A 19964-nucleotide genomic window follows, 5' to 3' on the forward strand; every position below is an offset into this window, starting at 1 on the left:
AAGGCAATGTTGCTGAGATTCGTGTCCCGAGCACATAAGTCTGGGCCTATGGCGCGGCTTCTCTATAATACCGGCTCGTTTCCGTTAGCATTGGCCCTTCGTGGGTGCCGGTGTCGCGTTCCCACCATCGTCAAAAAGGGCTGTTTTCACTCGTGCGCAAGGTTCGATGGTTGATCCTCTCTGCTGTCAGTGTTGCCGCCGGAGCCGTCCAGGCTCAAGGTAGCCCGGGCAGTGCTCCCGCCGCGTCGTCGACCTCGGCGACCCCCGTGTTGCGCACCTCGCCGGGCCTGCGGATCCACCGCCTGCCGGACGACAGCATCCCCGCTTTCATGGAAGCGGACACCATCGATGGGGATCCGGATTCCGACCTGACCCTGACCGGCAACGCCCAGGTGCGCCGCATCGATAGCGTCATCAAGGGCGACCGCATCAACTACCGCAAGGACACGGGCGAAGTCGACGTCCAGGGCAGCGCGCGCATGATGCGCGACGGCACCCTGGTGATCGGACCGAACGCCACGTTCAACGTGGACAAGTCCTCGGGCCAGATCGAAAAGCCCAATTTCTGGATGGGCGCCAACGGCGGTTTTGCCGTCGCCGAGCACGCGGACATTTTCAGCCGGTCGCAGATGCGGCTGCAAACGGTGACATATAGCGGTTGCGCTTGCGAAACGCCGTCCTGGTACATCAAGGCCAAGACCGTCGACATCGACTTCGACGAGAACGAAGGCGTGGCGCGCAGCGGCGTGCTGTACTTCAAGGACGTGCCCATCCTGGCATCGCCTTACATGACTTTCCCGGTCAAGCGGGAGCGCAAGTCGGGCTTCCTGATGCCCACTTACGGCACGACCAGCCAGGGCGGTTTCGATTTTTCGATCCCGTACTACCTGAATCTGGCTCCCAACTACGACATGACGGTGCAGCCGCGCTACTTCTCCAAGCGCGGCCTCCAATTGGGCGGAGAGTTCCGCTACCTGGGCAATGGCTACAGCGGCATCCTGGATGGCACCTACCTGCCCAACGACAAGCTGACCGACAGCGACCGTTGGATGTACTGGTGGCGCCACCAGCAGCTTCTGCCTTATGGGTTCTATGCGGACTGGGATGTCGCGAAGGTCTCGGACGACAACTATTTCCGCGATATTTCCCAGTTGGGCCTGAACCAGGCTTCCACCACGTATCTGCCGCAACGCGCGCGGGTGGGCTGGGCGTCGGCGTCCGGATACTGGAGCGGTTACGCGCAGGTCTACAAGTACCAGACGCTGCAGGATCCCGACGCTCCGCTGGCGCCTCCTTACGACAAGGAGCCTGAACTCTATTTCCGCGGCGCGCGCTATGACTGGGGCGGTTTCGATGTGGACTGGACGTCCACCGCCGTCCGTTTCCGCCGCTCGCTGTTCGAAGGCCAACGCCTGGGACCCGATGGCAACCGTTTCCAGACCTATCCCACGGTTTCCTATCCCATCGTCAAGCCGGGCTGGTTCATCGTCCCCAAGGCCGGCGTCAATTACACCCAGTACGACACCGACTGGTATAACCTGAACCCGGACATGCCGCGTTCGCAGTCTCGCACGGTGCCGATCCTGTCCTTGGATTCCGGCCTGGTTTTCGAGCGCGACACCACCTTGTTCGGCAAGGCGTCCACGCAGACCCTGGAACCTCGCCTGTACTACCTGTATGTGCCGTACCGCGACCAGTCCAAGCTGCCCGTCTTTGACACCTCCCTGGCGGACTTCAGCTTTTCGCAGGCGTTCGAAGAGAACATCTACACGGGCGGCTGGGACCGTATCGCTAACGCCAACCAGCTGACTGCCGCCTTGACGACGCGCTGGCTGGATGCCAACACCGGTTTCGAGCGCATGTCGCTCGGGGTCGCGCAGCGTCTGTACTTTGCCGATCAGAAGGTCACGCTGCCTGGCGAGACGCCGCGCGAGAACGTGCGCTCCGACTTCCTGCTGGGCGCCAGCGCCGCCCTGACCGATACGCTCAGCACCGATATCGCCGCGCAATACAATCCCTACGACAGCAACTGGTCGCGCGGATTGATCAGCGCGCGCTGGTCGCCGCAACGTTTGACGACGGTGGCGGTGTCCTACCGGTACCAGCGTGATCCCCAGCCTGGCGTCCAGTATCAGGCGCAGGGGCAGAACCAGGTGAGCCTGGCGATGCAATGGCCGTTCTCCAAGCGCTGGTATGGCGTGGGCCGGGTGGACTATTCGCTGCGTAGCGGTCCGTCCAGCACGGTGGCCGGCACGACCGATTCGCCCCGGGTTACCCAGGCCATCGCCGGCCTGGAGTACAAGGGAGATTGCTGCTGGGTGGGCCGCGTGGTCTACCAGCGGTACGCGGTGTCCGCCACCGACGCCAACTCGGCACTGTTCTTCCAGCTTGAGCTGACGGGCCTTGGTTCCCTGGGAACCGATCCGATGAACCTGCTGAACAGAAGTATCCCCGGCTACTCGCGCATTACGCCGCCAGTGCCCACCGGGACCACATTTGAAAGGTATGAATGATGCGTAGGTTGCACTCTTTGCGCCGCCTCTCCGGCAATGCGCTGCTGCTGGCCGTGTGCGCCAGCTTGCCCGTCGCCCATGCGGCCGAACAGGGCGGCAAGGCCGCGAATAGTGGCGCCAAGGCGAGTTCCGCCGCGCAGAAGAACTCTGCGCCGGCGCCGAAGGGCGAGCAATTCGTCGACGGTATTGCCGCGGTCGTGGACAAGGACGTGATTACGCTGCGCGAACTGCGCGACGCGTCGCTGCGTATTTCGGGCGAGCTCAAGACCCGCGGCATCCAGGTGCCCGACGACCAGACCCTGCAGCACCAGGTGTTGCAACGCCTGATCATGGAGCGCGTGCAGCGTCACGAAGCCGATCGCCTGGGCATCCGCGTCGACGACGCGCAAATTGACCAGGCCATCCAGACCATCGCCGCCCGCAACAAGATATCCGTGGCCCAATTGCGCCAGGAAATCGAAAAATCCGGCACGAACTGGGATAGCTACCGCAAGTCGCTGCGCGACGAGATCCGCACGGATCGCTTGCGCCAGCGCGCAGTGGATTCCACTATCGTGATTTCGGATGCCGAAGTCGATGCCTTCCTGAAAGACCAGCGCCGCAACCCGGCGTTCGGCGCCGCGCCGCAAGCGGCTCCGCAACCGCAAGCCCAGCCGCAGCCCGAACCCCAGCAGGCTGCCGCGCCGTCCGGCCCGATGCTGTACGCCCTGGCCCAGATCCTGGTGCGCGTGCCCGAGGGCTCGTCGCCCGATCAACTGGCGGTGCTGCGCAAGAAGGCTGAAGGCCTGCTGGCGCAGGCCAAGCGCGGCGACGACTTCGCCAGCCTGGCTGCCGCAGCGTCGGACGGCCCCGAAGCCCTGCAGGGCGGGGTCATGGGCGTGCGTCCGTTGGACGGCTGGCCCGACCTGTTCGTACAGGCCATCGGCAATTTGCAGAAGGGACAGGTCAGCGGCCTGATCCAGAGCGGCAATGGCTTCCACATCATCAAGGTGATGGACCGCGGCACCGCCCAACCGGCGCCTGCCCGCACGGCTCGCGCCCCGGCGCCGGCCCAGGCGCCGCAGCCTGCCGCCGCGCCGGCGCAAGCGCCTGCGCACCAAGGTCCGGTGGAAGTGATGCAGACGCGCGCCCGCCACATCCTCATCAAGACCTCTACCGTCATGAGCGACGAAATGGCGCGTCAGCGCCTGGAGCAGGTGCGTCAGCGTCTGGTGAGCGGCGGAGCCAAGTTCGAGGACATGGCGCGCCAGTATTCGCAGGACGCCACCGCTCCGCAGGGCGGCGAATTGGGTTGGTTGAACCCGGGCGAAACCGTGCCGCCGTTCGAGGCCGCCATGAACGCCCTGAAGCCGGGCGAAATCAGCCAGCCGGTGCAGTCGCCTTTCGGTTGGCACCTGATCGAGGTTGAAGAACGCCGCCAGCACGACGCCACCGACGACATGGCTCGCATGAAGGCCCGCCAGATCCTGTTCGAGCGCCGCGCCCAGCCCGCTTTCGAGGATTGGCTCGAGCAGTTGCGCGCCCAGGCGTACATCGACAATCGCCTGGAAAAGCAGCAGAAGATCCAGCAGAACAACCGCTAAACGCATTACAGGCTTTACATGTCCCAACACCAGGCGCGCAAGCGTTTTGGCCAGAACTTCCTGACCGACGAAAGCGTCGTCGAGTCTATCGTCCGGGCGGTTTCGCCCGCCCGTGACGATGCCGTGGTCGAGATCGGCCCGGGCTTGTCCGCGCTTACCCGGCCGTTGCTGGAACGCCTGGATCATCTCACGGCGGTCGAAATCGACCGCGACCTGGCGGCGCGCCTGCGCAAGCAGTTCGACGCCAGCCGCCTCACCGTGGTCGAGGCGGATGCGTTGACGGTGGATTTTTCCCAGTTCGGCAGCGCGCTGCGCGTGGTGGGCAACCTGCCTTACAACATCTCCAGCCCGCTGCTGTTTCATCTGATGACCTGGGCCGATAACGTCCGCGACCAGCATTTCATGCTGCAGCGTGAAGTGATCGACCGCATGGTTGCGCAACCGGGTTCCGGCGACTTCAGCCGCCTGTCGGTGATGCTGCAATCGCGCTATCGCATGCACAAGCTGTTCGACGTGCCCCCGGAAGCTTTCGATCCGCCGCCCAAGGTGGTCTCGGCCATCGTGCGCATGGTCCCCCTGCCTGGGGATCGGCTGCGTCCGGTCAGTGATCGTGCCTTCGAGACTGTGGTGGCGCGCGCGTTTTCACAGCGCCGCAAGATGTTGCGCCGGGTGCTGGCTGACTGGGCCGCGCACGTGCCCTGGGAAGCGCTGGATATCGCGCCCACGGCACGCGCCGAGGATATCTCGGTGGACCGGTATATCCGCTTGTCGGATGCGCTGGTAGCGGCTGGCGTGTTGCAGGGCGAATGAACTTGCCCCTTTGGATCGCGCCCCGATCGCCAAAATGAAAGCCCGCGGATGCGGGCTTTTTCAATTGGCAGGCAGGTTCAAATCGGCATCTACAGCATGCGCTTTTGAGCGGCCATCCAGAGTTGCATGATGTCGCGGGCGCGGTCAGCCAGCAATTTCTCGGCGTCGGTAAGCGCTTGCTGCAAGGTGATCGGGCCGGGTGCCAGGCTGAAGGCGGCGCTGATGCCGCAGGCATGCAACGCTTCATAGCCCGGGCCTAGCGACCCCGCCAGCGCCACCACGGGTACGCCCGCGCGTTGCGCGATCTTCGCCACTCCGGCCGGTGTTTTGCCACGCAGCGTCTGTGCGTCCATGCGGCCTTCACCGGTGAACACCAGGGTCGCGCCTTCGACCGCCTGGGCCAGACCGCCCAGTTCCGCCACGATCTCCACGCCGGGACGGAAACTGGCGTTCAGGAAGGCCTTGGCCGCGAATCCCAGGCCACCCGCAGCACCCGCACCGGGCTCATTGCGATGGTCAGCCCCCAGGTGCTTCGCGCACACGTCGGCGAAATTTGCCAGCATCTGGTCCAGGGCAGACACCTGCTCGGGCGTCGCCCCTTTTTGCGGACCGAACACGTGCGAAGCGCCCTGCGGCCCGCATAAGGGGTTGTCCACGTCCGAGGCGATGTCGATGCGGATTCCGGCCAGGCGCGGATCCAGGCCTTGAGTATCGATGCTGGCCAGCTTGCCCAGCGCGCCGCCGCCAGGCGGCAGGCTGCGGCCGTCGGCATCCAGCAGCCGCACGCCCAGGGCCGTCAGCATGCCGGCGCCCGCATCATTGGTGGCCGATCCACCCAGGCCCAGGATGATGCGCTTGGCGCCCGCGTTCAAGGCGGCCAGCATCAGTTCGCCCACGCCGTGGCTGCTGGCCCGCATTGGATCGCGCTTGGATGGCGCGATGAGTTCGAGGCCAGCTGCCGCCGCCATTTCAATGACCGCCGTGCCGTCTTCCAACAAGCCCCATACGGCGTCGACCTTATAGCCTAGCGCGTCGTTCACCGTCAGCAACTGTTCCTTGCCGCCGGTTGCGGCGAGTACGGCTTCCACCGTGCCTTCGCCGCCATCGGCCATCGGAATGCACACCGTATGGGCGCCAGGGAAGGCGGCCGTCACGCCGCGTGCAATGGCTGCCGCCGCATCGGGCGCGGAAACGCTTTCTTTGAACGAATCAGGGGCGATGACGATTTTCACGGGTTCGGTCGAGGTAGGTTTTGCGGTTGAGATGATGTCCATGATACCTGCGCGCGCGCGGCCGGCGTACCATAGCGTTTTTGTTGTTTTAGCGAGAGTGGATCGTCATGCCCGTATTGCGCCGCACCAAAATTGTCGCCACCCTGGGACCCTCGACTTCGACGCCTGAACGCATTGAAGCGCTGATCCGCGCGGGCCTGGACGTGGCCCGCCTGAACTTCTCGCATGGCAGCGCGGACGACCACCGCGAACGCGCCCGCATGGTGCGCGAGATCGCTGCCAAGCAAGGGCGCTTCGTCGCCATCATGGGCGACCTGCAAGGGCCCAAAATCCGCATCGCGCGCTTCACGGACAAGCTGGTCCAGTTGCAGGTCGGGCAGCCGTTCACGTTGTCGCGCGTCCATCCCAAGGAGGCCGGCACGGCCAGCATCGTCGGCATCGACTATCCCGAACTGGTGCAGGACTGCCGCGTCGGCGACGAGCTGCTGCTGGATGACGGCCGCGTGGTGCTGGTGGTGGATAGCGTCGAGGGCGACGAGGTCCGCACCACCGTGACCGTGGGCGGCCCGCTGTCGAACAACAAGGGCATCAATCGCCGTGGCGGCGGCCTGTCCGCTCCCAGCCTTACCGACAAGGACCGCGTCGACATCAAGCTCGCCGCCGAAATGGAGCTGGACTATGTGGCGGTGTCCTTCCCGCGCTACGGCAGCGACATCGACGAGGCGCGCACGCTGCTGGCAGCCGCCGGCAGCCAGGCCTGGATCATTGCCAAGATCGAACGCGCCGAAGCCGTGGCCGACGACGAGGCGCTGGACTCGCTGATCCGCGCGAGCGACGGCGTCATGGTGGCGCGCGGCGATCTGGGCGTGGAAGTGGGTGACGCCGAGCTGGTAGGCATTCAGAAGCGCATCATTCAGCATGCCCGCACCCTGAACAAGGTCGTCATCACCGCCACGCAGATGATGGAGTCGATGATCTCCAGTCCCATGCCCACGCGCGCCGAAGTCTCCGACGTGGCGAACGCCGTGCTGGACTATACCGACGCCGTCATGCTGTCGGCGGAGAGCGCCTCGGGCCAGTATCCCGTGGAAACCGTGCAGGCCATGGCCCGCGTTTGCTTGGGCGCGGAAAAGCACCCCACGTCGACCAAGTCTCATCACCGCCTGGGCGAGACCTTCACGCGTTGCGACGAGACCATCGCGCTGGCGGCGATGTACGCAGCGAATCACTTTCCTGGCGTCAAGGCCATCATTTCGCTGACCGAAAGCGGCCACACTCCGCTGATCATGTCGCGTATCCGCTCGGGCGTGCCGATCTATTGCTACAGCCCGCATAGCATCACGCAGAACCGCGTGGCCATGTTCCGCGGGGTGTACACCATTCCGTTCGCGCCGTCGGACTACGAGCCCGCCGACCTGAGCAACGCGGCCATCGACGAACTGCGCAAACGCAACCTGGTGCAGACCGGCGACTGGGTGATCCTGACCAAGGGCGACTTTTACCGCGACAGCGGCGGCACCAACGGCATGAAGATCCTGCTGGTGGATTGACCCGCGGGGGGCGAGGGCGCCGCACGCCGGCCGCCCTCGTCAGGCACGGAACGGTTCAGCCGAAGAACCAGTAGCACACGCCGATGGCCGCCAGCACGCCGGCCAGGTCGGCGACCAGGGCGCAGCCCACCGCGTGGCGGGCGCGCAGGATGCCCACGGATCCGAAGTACACCGCCAGCACGTAGAAGGTGGTCTCGGTGCTGCCTTGCACCACCGCGGCCAGCAGCGCGGGAAAACTATCGACGCCGAAATGCGTCATGGTCTCCAGCATCATGGCGCGCGCCGCGCTGCCCGAGAAAGGCTTGACCAGCGCCGTGGGCAGCGCGTCCACGAAACGCGTATCCCAGCCGGCCTGCACCGCAAGCCACCGGATGCCGTCCAGCAGGAAGTCCAGTGCGCCCGAGGCGCGCAGCACGCCCACCGCGCACAGCATCGCAACCAGATAGGGCAGCAGGCTCTTGGCGATGTCGAAGCCTTCCTTGGCTCCCTCGATGAAGGCCTCGTAGACCGGCACCTTCTTCCAGGCGCCCGCGATCAAGAAGGCGATCAGTATGCCGAACAGGACCAGGTTGCCCAGCAACGAGGACAGCGAGGCGATCGCGGCTGCCGACATGCTGGCCAGCAGCGCCATGAATCCACCCATGAGCAGCGCCGCCCCGCCCAGCCACAGCATGACGACCGGATCGATGAGGCGCAGCCGCTGGCAAGCCGCCACCGCGAGGAAACCCGCCAAGGTCGACGCGCTGGTGGCCAGCAGGATGGGCAGGAACACCAGCGTCGGATCCGGGGCGCCCTGTTGCGCGCGGAACATGAACAGCGTCACGGGCAGCAAAGTCAGCGACGAGGCGTTCAGCACCAGGAACAGGATCTGCGCATTGCTGGCGGTTTCGGGCGTGGGGTTCAGCGACTGCAATTCGCGCATGGCGCGCAGCCCGATGGGCGTGGCGGCATTGTCCAGCCCCAGGCCATTGGCGGCGAAGTTCAGCGTGATCAACCCGATGGCCGGATGGTTGCGCGGCACCCCCGGCATCAGCCTGGCGAACAGCGGCCCCAACACGCGGGCGAGCTTTTCCACCAGCCCCGCGCCTTCGGCGATGCGCAAAAAGCCCAGCCACAGCGTCAGCGTGCCGAACAGCAGCACCATCACTTCCACCGACACGCGGGCCATGTCGAACAGACTGGCCACCATAAGGCGGAAGACGTCAGGGTCGCCGATGATCAGCCAGCGGTACAGCGCCGCCGCGGCCGCGGTAAGGAAAAAGCCCAGCCAGAGTTTGTTCAGCATGCGGAGACTGCCCGGATAGCGATGGATTGCGCGCTGCGCGCCGTCGCCCATTGTCGCAGAGTCGGTAAGCCACAGCTTGGCCCGGCGCCGCCAATTCTGGTACTTTGACCTGATACGCCCTGGGGTCTGGGGCCATAACAGTGAGGAAAACTCATGGACTTCAATGCCTGGCGCCGACGCCGCATTTCGGAACCCGCTTACCGCTGGGCGCGCAATGCGCTGCCGGCCATGTCGGCGACCGAGCGCGAAGCCATCGAGGCCGGGGACACCTGGTGGGACGCAGACCTGTTCACCGGCAACCCCGATTGGCGCAAATTGCTCGCCGTGCCGGCGGCTACGCTCACCGCGGACGAACAGCGCTTCATCGATGGCCCGCTGGCCCGATTGTGCGCCATGCTGGACGAATGGGACATCACTTGGAACCGCCGCGACCTGCCGCCGGAAGTGTGGGATTTCCTGAAGGCCGAGCGCTTCTTCGGCATGATCATTCCGCGGCGCTACGGCGGCCTGGGCTTCTCGCCCTACGCGCATTCCGAGGTGGTGCGCCGCATCTCCGCCTATTCCATCACCGCGGGCGTTACCGTCATGGTGCCGAACTCGCTGGGCCCCGGCGAATTGCTGATGCAGTTCGGCACGCCGGCGCAGCGGGACTATTGGCTGCCGCGACTGGCGGATGGCCGCGAAGTCCCTTGCTTCGGCCTGACCAGCCCCGAAGCGGGGTCGGACGCCGCATCCATGGTGGACACCGGCGTGGTCTGCCGCCAGGTGGTCGACGGGCGTGAACTGATCGGTATCAGGCTGAACTGGCACAAGCGCTACATCACGCTGGGGCCGGTCGCGACAGTGTTGGGCCTGGCTTTCAAACTGTCGGATCCGGACGGCATACTCGGCGGTTCCAAGGACATCGGCATATCGGTCGCGCTGGTGCCGACCGAAGCGCCGGGTGTGGAGATCGGGCGTCGCCACCTTCCCGCCATGCAGGTTTTCCAGAACGGCCCTAACCGCGGACGTGACGTGTTCGTGCCGTTGGACGCGCTGATCGGCGGCGCCGAGCGCGCCGGCCACGGCTGGCAGATGCTGATGAGTGCGCTGGCGGCGGGGCGGGGCATTTCCTTGCCGTCGTTGTCGGCCGCCGCCGCGGCGATGTGCGCGCACACCACCGGCATGTATGCGCGCGTGCGCGAACAGTTCGGCATTCCCGTCGGCAAGTTCGAGGGCGTGCAGGAAGGGCTGGCGCGGCTTGCGGGCAATGCGTATCTGGTGGAAGCCGCCAGGCGCCTGACCTGCGCCGCGCTGAACCTGGGCGTCAAGCCGGCGGTGGTGTCGGGCATCATGAAGTACCACGCCACCGAACGCATGCGCGGCTCGGTCAATGACGCGATGGACATCCATGCCGGACGCGCGGTCATCGACGGCCCCAGCAATTACCTGGGTGCGCTATACCGCGCCGTGCCCATTGCCATCACGGTCGAGGGCGCCAATATCCTCACGCGCAACCTGATCATCTTCGGCCAGGGAGCCATCCGCGCGCATCCGTACCTGATGCCGGAAATCCTGGCGCTGGGCAATCCCGACGAAGACCGCGGCATGGAGGTCTTCCATGACGTGTTCTGGCGCCATCTGCGCCACACGGGCTTGAACGCCCTGCGCGCCATCGGCCGGGCCTGGACCGGCGGGGTGCTCGCGCCCGCGCCATCATCCGGGCCGGTGGCGGGACACTATCGGCGGCTGGGGCGGTACGCATCCGGCTTTGCGCTCCTGGCCGACGCCACGCTGGCGCAGTTGGGCGGAGGCCTCAAGCGCCGCGAGATGATTTCGGCGCGCCTGGGCGACATCCTGTCCGAGCTGTACCTGCTGTCTGCCGTGCTCAAGCGCTGGGAGGACGAGGGCCGCAAGCACGATGACCTGCCGCTGGTGCATTGGTGCCTGGAGCAAGGCTACGCAAGCATCGAGAAAAGCATGGACCAGGTCCTGCGCAACCTGCCGGGCCGCGTATTGGCTTGGGGGCTGCGTGCGGCCATTCTGCCGCTGCGGCTGGCCAAGGGACCGGGCGACGCATTGACCCGCGAATGCGCGGAGTTGCTGCTCAAGCCTTCACCCACGCACGCGCGGCTGGCGGCGGACCTGCATCGCGAAGCGGGCGCGGCGGGCGACGATCCGGTGGGGCTGTTGACGCGGGCGTTTGCGCTGGCGGATGCCGTGCAGCCCCTGCGTGACCGGCTGCGCCAGTCTGGCGTGCGCGACTGGCGCGAGGCCCACCAGCGCGGCGCCATCACCGACGCGCAGGCGGCGGAACTGGAAGAGGCGGAAGCCCTGGTGTCGAAGGTGTTGCAGGTGGATGACTTCGCGCCGGAAGCATTGTCGCCGCAGGCCGCGAAGGCGGCCGCCGTGGGGGCCGAGGAGGCCTAGGCGGGGCCCACGCTACCGCATGGCGGAAGCTGCCGCCTAGTCGTCCTGGTTCGGATCCATGTCCGGGAACAGGATTTCCGTGAATCCGAACTTGGTGAAGTCCTGGATGCGCGACGGGTAGAGGCGGCCGATCAGGTGGTCGCACTCGTGCTGCACCACGCGGGCGTGAAAGCCGTCGGCCTCTCGTTCGATCATCTGGCCGTACGGGTCGCGCCCGCTGTAGCGGATCCGGCGGTAGCGCGGCACCAGGCCGCGCAGGCCCGGCACCGACAGGCAGCCTTCCCAGCCATTTTCCATCTCGTCCGACAGCGGCGTGATGACGGGATTGCACAGAATGGTCTGGGGCACCGCGGGCGCATCCGGATAGCGTTCGTTGCGGTCGAAGCCGAAGATCACCAGTTGCAGGTCCACGCCAATCTGAGGCGCAGCCAGACCCACCCCTTGCGCCGCGGCCATGGTTTCGAACATGTCGTCGATCAGCGCGTGCAGCTCGGGCGTGTCGTAGCGTTCCACGGGCGCGGCCACGCGCAGCAGCCGCGGGTCGCCCATTTTCAGGATGGTGTGGATCATGGGGGGTCTTCCTGGCGTTGGCCGAGCGAGCTTCCGGATGGGCCGGGACTTAGTCCTGGCGGCCTTTTTTCTGGATGAACTCGATCTTGTAGCCGTCGGGGTCCTCGACAAAGGCGATGACGGTCTTGCCATGCTTCATCGGGCCGGCCTCGCGCGTGACCTTGCCGCCTTTTTCCTTGACCTTGGCACAGGCTTCGTAGGCGTCGTCCACTTCCAGGGCGATGTGGCCGTAGCCGGTGCCCAGGTCGTACTTGTCCGTGTCCCAGTTATGGGTCAGCTCGATGACGGCGCCTTCGGATTCGTCCTGATAGCCCACGAAGGCCAGCGTGAACTTGCCGTCGGGGTAGTCGTTGCGGCGCAGGACGCGCATGCCGAGCACGTTGGTGTAGAAGTCGATGGACTTGTCGAGGTTGCCGACTCGCAGCATGGTGTGGAGCATACGCATGGGATGTTTCCTTAAGCGGTGAGAGGGAGCGGGAAAAATCCGCCGTTGCCGGCGGTTTCCCGGGTGATGCCGATGTCGCGCAGCGCGCCGCCCATGGCGTCGACTGCCTGCTGCATCTGGCCAGGCCCGAAGGCGCCGATGCAGCCGACCCGGAACGAAGGTTGTTCGGTGTTGTAGAAGTTGCTGAGCACGTAGCCGCGGCGCTTGAGGGCGTCCACGAACAATTGCAGGTTCCAGGTTGGCGCATCTGGCGCCCGGACGTTGACGACGATGGGGCCCTGCAGGGCGGGCGGCAGGTACGGAGTCAGGCCCAGTTCCTTGACGCCATCATATAGCGTGCGCATGTTCGCCGTGTAACGCGCCAGGCGGGCCTCGCGGCCTTCCTCGAGGTGCAGGTCCAGCGCCACGGCCAATGCCGCCAGCGTGGGCGCGGGCGGCGTGAAGCGCGGGCCGGCATTGGGCTGCAGGCTTAGCTGGTAGACGTCGGCAAGGTCCAGGGACCAGCTGCCGGCGGTGCCGCCGGCGGCCTCCAGGCTGTCGCGCCGAGCGACCACAAAGGCGGCGCCGGGTGTGCCTTCCAGGCATTTGTTGGCCGTCAGGATCACGGCTTCCACGGCGGGCAGGGCGCCCAGGTCCAAAGGCAGGGCGCCGAACGCGGACACGGCGTCGACGATGACGCGGCGACCGAGCGCGTGCGCGACGCGCGCCAGTTCAGGCACGTCGTGGCAGATGCCGCTGCCGGTCTCGCTATAGACCAGCGCCAGGTGCGTGAGGGTGGGATCCTGTTCCAGCGCTGCCGCGACGGCCTGGGGGTCGATCCGTTCGACCGGGCCGACAGGCAGGGGCACGGCGACGCGGCCCGCGTCGCTGGCCAATCTCTGCAGGCGGGCGGCATAGGCGCCGGTGGAGGGCGCCAGCAGACGACCGCCTGCGGGCACGAAGGTACGGATCGCGGCTTCGACGGCGAAGTGGCCGCAGCCAGGCAGCGCCAGTGCGGCGTACTCGTCCGGGGATGCTTGCGCCACGCGCAGCACGCCAGCGCAGACCTGCCGGTAGGTCTGGCGGAAATCGTTGTCCCATGGCGCGTAGTCTTGCGCCATGGCGGCCTTTACCCGCGCGTCGGTCGTGACCGGGCCCGGAATCAGCAGCAACATTTTCTGGTCTCCAAGGTGCTTGCGCACTCAGAACTGGGGCAGGGATGCGGGGTCGTGGCGCCGCAGGATGTTCTTGGCGTCTTCGAAGTCGGGCAGGATCTGGCCGACTTCGCGCCAGAAGTCCTGACTGTGGTTCATTTCACGCAAATGGGCAAGCTCGTGCGCGATGACGTAATCGATGATGGCCGGCGCGAAATGGATCAGGCGCCAGTTCAGCATGATGTTGCCGTCGCTGGTGCACGAACCCCAGCGCGTGGCGGCCGAAGACAGACGCCAGCGCCGGATCTTCAGCCCGCTCACCTGCAGGAAATGGGCCAGGCGCGCGCCGAACCAGGCGCCGGCGCGCTGCTGCAGCCAGGCCTGCGCCGAATCGCGGATGCGGCTTTGGTCCGCCGAGGACGGCAGCGCCAGCCACAGCGTGTCGCCATCCTGGGGCGCGTCGGCGTCGCCGGACAAGCGGGCTTGGCGGCTGTCGCCGCCCACGCCGATCACGATGCGCTTGCCCAGGTAGGGCAGCTCGCCGCCTGCCTGCCAGCGCGTGTGCGCCATGGCCAGCTGCTGCTTGCGGGCATGCCATTCGCGCAGCTTGGTCAGGATCCAGCGCGATTTCTCGCGCACGGCGTCGTCCACTTGCGTCAGCGTGACCCAGTTCGGGGCGGTGACGCGCAGGCCGTCGTCGGTGATTACAAAACCGATGCTGCGGCGGCGCGAGCGCAGCAACACGAAGCCGATGGGCTGCTGGTCCGTCGAGACTTCGCGCCAGCGCGCGCCGGGCGGCAGGGGATCGGGGCAGGGCGTCGGGACGCGCGAGGCCGCGTTGGGCGACAGCGTCAACAGCGGTTCGCCCGCGGGGGCGGCGGCCGACAAATCAGGAAAGAGGGGTTGGGGCGGGGCCGTCTTAGGCCGGGCCGGGTCAGGCGGTTCCGCCTCAGGCCGGGCCGCACGAGGCGGGACCGGGGGCTTTGGCGCGGCGCTCAGCGGCGGCGCGCCCACGGGCGCGTCGTGCTGCTGTTCGTCGAACAGGAGTTCGAGCTGATCAGTGCTGGCCATACCTTTCTGGATTGAGACGCCGCATTTCCCCTTCGATCCAGTCCTGGACCTTCTGGTTCAGTTCCTCGGGGGAGAGACCCTTGGATTCTATCGCGGGTCCGATGGACACGGTGACCAGGCCCGGATATTTCACGAAGGCGTTGCGGCGCCAGCATTCGCCGGCATTGTGCGCTACCGGGATGACCATGGCGCCAGTGCGCGACGCCAGCAGCGCGCCGCCCATCTTGAAGCGGCCCGTCTTGCCGGGCGCGACGCGGGTGCCTTCGGGGAACAGCAGCGGCCAGCGGCCTTCGTCCAGGCGGGTCTGGCCTTGCTTGACCACCTGTTCGAAGGCATCGCGGCCCTTCGAACGGTCGATCGCGATCATGCGCAGCAGCGCCAGGCCCCAGCCGAAGAACGGCACCATGTGCAGTTCCTTCTTGTAGACGAAACAGACTTCGCGCGGCATATAGGCCGGGAAGAACAGCGTTTCCCAGGCCGACTGGTGCTTGGACAGCAGCACCGCGGGCCCGTCGGGCAGGTTTTCCCAGCCCTTGACCTGCCAGCGGATGCCGCAGAAGAAGCGCGCACCCCAGATGGCCAGGCGGGGCCAGCCCACGGTCAGCTTGTAACGCCAGTGCAGGGGCAATGGCGCCCACAGAATGCAGGCGAATGCGTAGGGAATGACCGTGACGGTCAGGAACAGGATGTACAGCAGTGAACGTAGCCGGGCCATTGGATCAATGGTCCTGCAGCAAGGCGTCGACCACGGCCGACAGGTCGTCGCACACGCGGGTGTTGTCGGGCAGGCCGCCCTTGGCCAGCGTTTTCTTGCCGTTGCCGGTCAGCACCAGCCAGGGCGAGCAGCCGACCGAGGACGAGGCTTGCAGATCGCGCAGCGAATCGCCCACCGCCGGCACGCCGGCCAGATCGATATCGTAGCGGTGTCCGATCTGCTCGAACATGCCGGGCTTGGGCTTGCGGCAGGAACAGTTGTCGTCCGGACCGTGCGGGCACATGAAGACGGCGTCGACGCTGCCGCCCGCGGCCGCCAGCTCGCGCCGCATTTTGGTGTGGATGGCGGTCAGCGTGTCCATGTCGAACAGGCCGCGAGCCAGGCCCGACTGGTTGGTGGCGACCACCACCTTCCAGTCCGCCTGCGTCAGCCGGGCGATGGCCTGCAGGCTGCCGGGTAGCGCGATCCATTCGTCGGGGTTCTTGACGAACGAATCGCTGTCCTGGTTGATGACGCCGTCGCGGTCTAGGATGATGAGTTTCACTGTGCCAGCCTGGAGATGTCAGCGACCTGGTTCATCAGGCCATGCAGCTGGCCCAGAAGGGCCAGCCGGTTGGCGCGCACGGCCGGGTCTTCGGCCATGACCATGACGTCGGCGAAGAAGGCGTCAACGGGTTCACGGACCTGGGCCAGCGTGGACAGGCTGCCGGCGAAGTCGCCGGCGGCCAGTTGCGCCTCGGCCTTCGGACGCAGCGCGGATACGGCGGCGGCCAGGGCCTTTTCGGCCGGCTCCACCAGCGCGGCATCGTTGACCGCGCCAATCTCGCCTTCGGCCTTCTTCAGCAGGTTGCCGATACGCTTGTTGGCAGCGGCCAGGCTGGCGGCCTCGGGCAGTTGCGCGAAGGCAGCTGCGGCGCGCACGCGCTCCGCCACCTGATGCAGCGGCGGGGTCAGCGCGATCACGGCTTCGACGGCATTGCGGTCGAATTCATTGATCAGCTGGTTACGGTAGCGTTCATAGATGAAGGTGCGGACCTCGGCCAGGGTATCGGCCGGGATCTTGCCAGCCGGGAACGTGCCCGCGGCCATTTCCAGCAGGCCGTCCAGCGACAGCGGACCGGCTTCACTGATCTTCAGCCAGCCGCCCGCGGCCAATTGCTCGAACGCGCTGATCAGGCCCAGCGCGGCGCGGCGCAGGCCGAAGGGGTCGCGTTCGCCGGTGGGCGCCAGACCGATGGCCCAGATGCCGACCATGGTTTCGACGCGCTCGGCGATGAAGAGGACGGCCGCGGTCAACGTATCGTTGGTGACCGGCGTGTCATAGCGGTTGCGGTACTGCGTGCGCAGGGCCTGCACCACGCTGTCGGGTTCGCCGTCGCCGGCCGCGTAGTACGCGCCCATGACGCCCTGCAGCTCGGGGAATTCGCCCACCATGTTGGAACCCAGGTCGGCCTTGGCGAGCATGGCCGCGCGGTCGGCGGCGGACACGTCGCCGCCCAGCTGTTCGGCCACGCCACGCGCGATGGCGCGCACGCGCTCCACCCGCTCGAGCTGAGTACCCAGCTTGTTGTGGTAGACGATCGTGCCCAATTGTTCGACGCGCGCCGCAAGCGGCGTCTTGCGGTCGGTTTCGAAGAAGAACTGCGCGTCTGCCAGGCGGGGACGCACCACGCGCTGGTTGCCTTCGATGATGTTCATCGGATTGGCGGCGTGCATATTGCTGACGATCAGGAAGCGGTGCGTCAGGCGGCCGGAGGTCGGATCGAACAGCGGGAAGTACTTCTGGTTCAGACGCATGGTCAGGATCAGGCATTCCTGCGGCACTTGCAGGAATTGCTCTTCGAACTGGCCGACGTAGACAGTCGGGTGTTCGACCAGGGCCGTGACTTCGTCCAGCAGCGCGGCAACTTCCGGGTCGTCGCCCAGCGTCGCATTCAGGCGGCCGGCGTGATCCAGCAACTGGCGCTGGATTTCGTCCCGGCGGCCTTCAAACGACGCCACCACGCGGCCCTTTTCAGCCAGGGTGGCGGCATAAGCGTCGGCATCGGCGAAGGACACCGGTCCCGTGCTCATGAAGCGATGGCCCAGCGTGTCGCGGCCGGCGGCCAGGCCCAATGCGGACACCGGCACGATGTCGGCGCCAAACAGGGCCACCAGGCCGTGGGCCGGACGCACGAACTTCACGGTGGTGACGCCGTCGGCCAACTGGTAGCGCATGACCTTGGGGATGGGCAGGCCGTTGATGGCGGCGTCGATGCCTTCCTGCAAGCCGGCCGCCAGTTGCGAGCCCGCAGCCGTGCCCCGGGCAACCAGGTAGTCCTGCTTGCCGTCGGATTCGCGTTCCAGAGTCGACAGGTCGATGTTTTCCAGGCCCTTGGCGGCCAGCTTCTTCTGCAGCGCGGGCGTGGCCTGGCCGTCATCGGTCAGGCCGATCTTCACCGGCATCAGTTTTTCGGCGTAGGGCTGGTCAGGCGCCTGCGCCAGCACGGCGGACAGGTGCACGGCCAGGCGGCGCGGCGTGGAATACGCGGTCGCGGCGCAGCCGGCGGCCAGCAAGCCATGGCGCTCCAGCGTGGCGCGCACGCCTTCGGCAAAGGCCTGACCCAGCTTCTGCAGGGCCTTGGGCGGGAGTTCTTCGGTCAGCAGTTCGACCAGCAGCGGGCGGATGTTCGTCGTCATTTATGCTGCCTCCCCGGCGGCCTTGTCGCGGCCCAGCATGGGAAAGCCCAGTCGTTCGCGGGAATCGTAGTAGGCCTGTGCGACGGCGCGCGACAGGTTGCGGATGCGGCCGATGTAGGCGGCGCGCTCGGTGACGCTGATCGCGCCGCGCGCGTCCAGCATGTTGAACGTGTGCGCGGCCTTCAGCGCGGCCTCGTAGGCGGGCAGCGCCAGCGGCACGTCCATCAGGCGCTTGGCCTCGGCTTCATAGTCGTTGAAGTGCGAGAACAGCATTTCGGCCGATGAGTGCTCGAAGTTGTAGGTGGACTGCTCCACCTCGTTCTGGTGGAACACGTCGCGGTACAGCACGCGGTTGCCGTTCGCGCCTTCGGTCCAGACTAGGTCGTACACGCTTTGCACGTCCTGCAGGTACATGGCCAGGCGTTCCAGGCCGTAGGTGATTTCACCCGTGGTTGGCGTGCAATCCAGGCCGCCCACTTGCTGGAAGTAGGTGAATTGGGTGACTTCCATGCCGTTCAGCCAGACTTCCCAGCCCAGGCCCCAGGCGCCCAGCGTGGGGTTTTCCCAGTCGTCCTCGACAAAGCGGATGTCGTGCTCGGCCGGATCGATGCCCAGCGCCTTGAGCGAACCGATGTACAGATCCAGGATTTCAGGGGGCGCGGGCTTCAGCACGACCTGATATTGGTAGTAGTGCTGCAGGCGGTTGGGGTTTTCGCCGTAGCGCCCATCCTTGGGACGGCGCGAAGGTTGCACGTAGGCGGCGCGCCAGGGCTCCGGGCCGATCGCGCGCAGGAACGTGGCGGTATGCGAGGTACCGGCGCCGACTTCCATGTCGTAGGGCTGCAGCAGGGCGCAACCCTGCTTGTCCCAGTATTCCTGGAGCGTAAGGATGATTTGCTGAAAGGTGAGCATAGGATTCTTGGAATTCGGCCGCCGGGCAAGGCTTGCCCTGGGCGTGGGAAACCCGGCATTTTAACTGGCCTGGGGCGGCCCGGCTCCCGGAGCCCTGAACCACGGTTACATCTAGGCCATTCCGGGCGGCTCTCCCCTGGGCGAGTGTGCCACTGGTGGACGCCGCCCGGGGGCCTGCCCTGCGCCTGGAAACCAATGATCGTATGATTCCAGGTTACGCACCAAGTCTTATATAAAACCCGGAACCCCGATTCCGAGAATTCCCGGAAGGAGCAGTCCCATGTCAGACCTGATCAAGGTAGAAGTCACCGACGGCATCCAGATCATCACGATCAACCGTCCCGAGGCCAAGAACGCCATCAACCTGGAAACCGCGCAAGCGATGGCTGCGGCGCTGGACCAGCTGGACAGCCGCGACGACATCCGCATCGGCATCCTGACGGGCGGCGGCGGCACGTTCTCCTCGGGCATGGACCTGAAGGCCTTTGCCAAGTCCGGGCAGCGCCCCTATGTGGAAGGCCGTGGTTTCGCCGGTCTGAACGAACGCCCGCCCAAGAAGCCGCTGATTGCCGCGGTGGAAGGCTACGCGCTGGCTGGCGGCTGCGAAATGGCGCTGGCTTCCGACCTGATCGTGGCCGCCAGCAATGCGAAGTTCGGCCTCCCCGAAGTCAAGCGCGGCCTGGTGGCGGGCGCGGGCGGCATGCTGCGCCTGCCGCGTCGCCTGCCGTACCACATCGCCATGGAAGTGATCCTGACGGGCGAAATGCTGACCGCCGAACGCGCTCACTCTTTCGGCCTGGTCAACCGCCTGACCGAACCGGGCGCCGCCCTGGCCGGCGCGCTGGAGCTGGCACGCGCCATCGTCGAGAACGGCCCCTTGGCGGTGCAGACCGCCAAGAGCATCGTGGCGCAGTCGGGGGACTGGGACCAGGCCAGCATGTTCGACCAGCAGCGTCCGCTGATCGCGCACATCTTTTCGTCGGCCGACGCGAAGGAAGGCGCGACGGCCTTCGCCGAGAAGCGCAAGCCGGTCTGGCAAGGGAAATAAAATAGGCTT

At 66.2% G+C, this 19964-nt stretch carries 16 protein-coding genes; 6 read left to right on the forward strand and 10 right to left on the reverse strand.

Annotated features, from left to right (window positions below):
* Positions 1 to 152: 152 nt before the first annotated feature.
* From VCS63_RS07245 to rsmA, 3 genes are read left to right on the forward strand one after another with little or no spacing between them, the layout of a single operon-like run.
* The gene (locus VCS63_RS07245) at positions 153 to 2513 is read left to right on the forward strand and encodes an LPS-assembly protein LptD (RefSeq protein ID WP_063642359.1); all 2361 of its coding nucleotides are present in this window, start codon (positions 153 to 155) and stop codon (positions 2511 to 2513) included.
* Complete coding sequence (locus tag VCS63_RS07250) at positions 2510 to 4096, forward strand: peptidylprolyl isomerase (protein ID WP_278490661.1); 1587 nt, start codon at positions 2510 to 2512, stop codon at positions 4094 to 4096. The genes VCS63_RS07245 and VCS63_RS07250 overlap by 4 nt, the downstream gene beginning before the upstream one ends.
* A gap of 18 nt (positions 4097 to 4114) precedes the next feature.
* On the forward strand, positions 4115 to 4906 hold the full coding sequence (gene rsmA / locus VCS63_RS07255) for a 16S rRNA (adenine(1518)-N(6)/adenine(1519)-N(6))-dimethyltransferase RsmA (RefSeq protein WP_042796457.1): 792 nt from the start codon (positions 4115 to 4117) through the stop codon (positions 4904 to 4906).
* 89 nt (positions 4907 to 4995) lie between these two features.
* On the opposite strand, the gene VCS63_RS07260 is transcribed toward rsmA, so the two are convergent.
* Positions 4996 to 6138 (reverse strand): glycerate kinase, encoded by a 1143-nt coding sequence (locus VCS63_RS07260; RefSeq protein WP_063642358.1) that lies wholly within the window; start codon positions 6136 to 6138, stop codon positions 4996 to 4998.
* A 107-nt stretch (positions 6139 to 6245) separates the two neighbouring features.
* Between VCS63_RS07260 and pyk the strand changes: the two genes are divergently transcribed.
* Positions 6246 to 7688 carry a pyruvate kinase gene (gene pyk, locus VCS63_RS07265; RefSeq protein ID WP_063642262.1) on the forward strand — a complete coding sequence of 481 codons (1443 nt, stop codon included), beginning with the start codon at positions 6246 to 6248 and terminating at the stop codon, positions 7686 to 7688.
* A gap of 55 nt (positions 7689 to 7743) precedes the next feature.
* On the opposite strand, the gene VCS63_RS07270 is transcribed toward pyk, so the two are convergent.
* Positions 7744 to 8973, reverse strand: a complete 1230-nt coding sequence (locus tag VCS63_RS07270; protein ID WP_063960636.1) for a nucleoside recognition domain-containing protein — start codon at positions 8971 to 8973, stop codon at positions 7744 to 7746.
* Between the two features lie 153 nt (positions 8974 to 9126).
* Between VCS63_RS07270 and VCS63_RS07275 the strand changes: the two genes are divergently transcribed.
* Complete coding sequence (locus VCS63_RS07275; RefSeq protein WP_323879134.1) at positions 9127 to 11382, forward strand: acyl-CoA dehydrogenase; 2256 nt, start codon at positions 9127 to 9129, stop codon at positions 11380 to 11382.
* A 36-nt stretch (positions 11383 to 11418) separates the two neighbouring features.
* On the opposite strand, the gene def is transcribed toward VCS63_RS07275, so the two are convergent.
* From def to glyQ, 8 genes are read right to left on the reverse strand one after another with little or no spacing between them, the layout of a single operon-like run.
* On the reverse strand, positions 11419 to 11952 hold the full coding sequence (gene def / locus VCS63_RS07280) for a peptide deformylase (protein ID WP_042796460.1): 534 nt from the start codon (positions 11950 to 11952) through the stop codon (positions 11419 to 11421).
* A 49-nt stretch (positions 11953 to 12001) separates the two neighbouring features.
* Positions 12002 to 12397, reverse strand: coding sequence for a lactoylglutathione lyase (gene gloA / locus VCS63_RS07285; RefSeq protein ID WP_042796461.1), 396 nt, complete (start codon positions 12395 to 12397; stop codon positions 12002 to 12004).
* Positions 12398 to 12408: 11 nt separating this feature from the next.
* A complete protein-coding gene (locus tag VCS63_RS07290; RefSeq protein ID WP_164793417.1) occupies positions 12409 to 13551 on the reverse strand; it encodes a 2-aminoethylphosphonate--pyruvate transaminase in 1143 nt (380 codons plus the stop codon).
* A 27-nt stretch (positions 13552 to 13578) separates the two neighbouring features.
* Entirely contained in the window at positions 13579 to 14601 is a 1023-nt protein-coding gene (locus VCS63_RS07295) for a M48 family metallopeptidase (RefSeq protein ID WP_149065152.1), read from the reverse strand.
* Complete coding sequence (locus VCS63_RS07300; protein ID WP_042796463.1) at positions 14588 to 15316, reverse strand: lysophospholipid acyltransferase family protein; 729 nt, start codon at positions 15314 to 15316, stop codon at positions 14588 to 14590. The genes VCS63_RS07295 and VCS63_RS07300 overlap by 14 nt, the downstream gene beginning before the upstream one ends.
* Positions 15317 to 15320: 4 nt before the next feature.
* The gene (gene gmhB / locus VCS63_RS07305; protein ID WP_042796464.1) at positions 15321 to 15860 is read right to left on the reverse strand and encodes a D-glycero-beta-D-manno-heptose 1,7-bisphosphate 7-phosphatase; all 540 of its coding nucleotides are present in this window, start codon (positions 15858 to 15860) and stop codon (positions 15321 to 15323) included.
* The gene (gene glyS, locus VCS63_RS07310; RefSeq protein WP_149065151.1) at positions 15857 to 17995 is read right to left on the reverse strand and encodes a glycine--tRNA ligase subunit beta; all 2139 of its coding nucleotides are present in this window, start codon (positions 17993 to 17995) and stop codon (positions 15857 to 15859) included. The genes gmhB and glyS overlap by 4 nt, the downstream gene beginning before the upstream one ends.
* On the reverse strand, positions 17996 to 18907 hold the full coding sequence (gene glyQ / locus VCS63_RS07315) for a glycine--tRNA ligase subunit alpha (protein ID WP_042796466.1): 912 nt from the start codon (positions 18905 to 18907) through the stop codon (positions 17996 to 17998).
* Between the two features lie 280 nt (positions 18908 to 19187).
* Here glyQ and VCS63_RS07320 point away from each other — a divergent pair, with 280 nt between their 5' ends.
* Entirely contained in the window at positions 19188 to 19955 is a 768-nt protein-coding gene (locus VCS63_RS07320) for a crotonase/enoyl-CoA hydratase family protein (protein ID WP_042796467.1), read from the forward strand.
* The last annotated feature ends 9 nt before the right edge of the window (positions 19956 to 19964 follow it).

The organism is Achromobacter sp. D10 (genome assembly GCF_035282245.1).
Classification (GTDB): Bacteria; Pseudomonadota; Gammaproteobacteria; order Burkholderiales; family Burkholderiaceae_B; genus Achromobacter; species Achromobacter insolitus.

Bases quoted from the DNA above. Each gene is read 5' to 3' on its own strand.
- VCS63_RS07270 (WP_063960636.1), bottom strand. From the start codon at position 8,973: ATGCTGAACAAACTCTGGCTGGGCTTTTTCCTTACCGCGGCCGCGGCG.
- glyQ (WP_042796466.1), bottom strand. From the start codon at position 18,907: ATGCTCACCTTTCAGCAAATCATCCTTACGCTCCAGGAATACTGGGAC.
- pyk (WP_063642262.1), top strand. From the start codon at position 6,246: ATGCCCGTATTGCGCCGCACCAAAATTGTCGCCACCCTGGGACCCTCG.
- gloA (WP_042796461.1), bottom strand. From the start codon at position 12,397: ATGCGTATGCTCCACACCATGCTGCGAGTCGGCAACCTCGACAAGTCC.
- VCS63_RS07290 (WP_164793417.1), bottom strand. From the start codon at position 13,551: ATGTTGCTGCTGATTCCGGGCCCGGTCACGACCGACGCGCGGGTAAAG.
- VCS63_RS07300 (WP_042796463.1), bottom strand. From the start codon at position 15,316: ATGGCCCGGCTACGTTCACTGCTGTACATCCTGTTCCTGACCGTCACG.
- VCS63_RS07320 (WP_042796467.1), top strand. From the start codon at position 19,188: ATGTCAGACCTGATCAAGGTAGAAGTCACCGACGGCATCCAGATCATC.
- glyS (WP_149065151.1), bottom strand. From the start codon at position 17,995: ATGACGACGAACATCCGCCCGCTGCTGGTCGAACTGCTGACCGAAGAA.
- VCS63_RS07275 (WP_323879134.1), top strand. From the start codon at position 9,127: ATGGACTTCAATGCCTGGCGCCGACGCCGCATTTCGGAACCCGCTTAC.
- def (WP_042796460.1), bottom strand. From the start codon at position 11,952: ATGATCCACACCATCCTGAAAATGGGCGACCCGCGGCTGCTGCGCGTG.
- rsmA (WP_042796457.1), top strand. From the start codon at position 4,115: ATGTCCCAACACCAGGCGCGCAAGCGTTTTGGCCAGAACTTCCTGACC.
- VCS63_RS07295 (WP_149065152.1), bottom strand. From the start codon at position 14,601: ATGGCCAGCACTGATCAGCTCGAACTCCTGTTCGACGAACAGCAGCAC.
- VCS63_RS07250 (WP_278490661.1), top strand. From the start codon at position 2,510: ATGATGCGTAGGTTGCACTCTTTGCGCCGCCTCTCCGGCAATGCGCTG.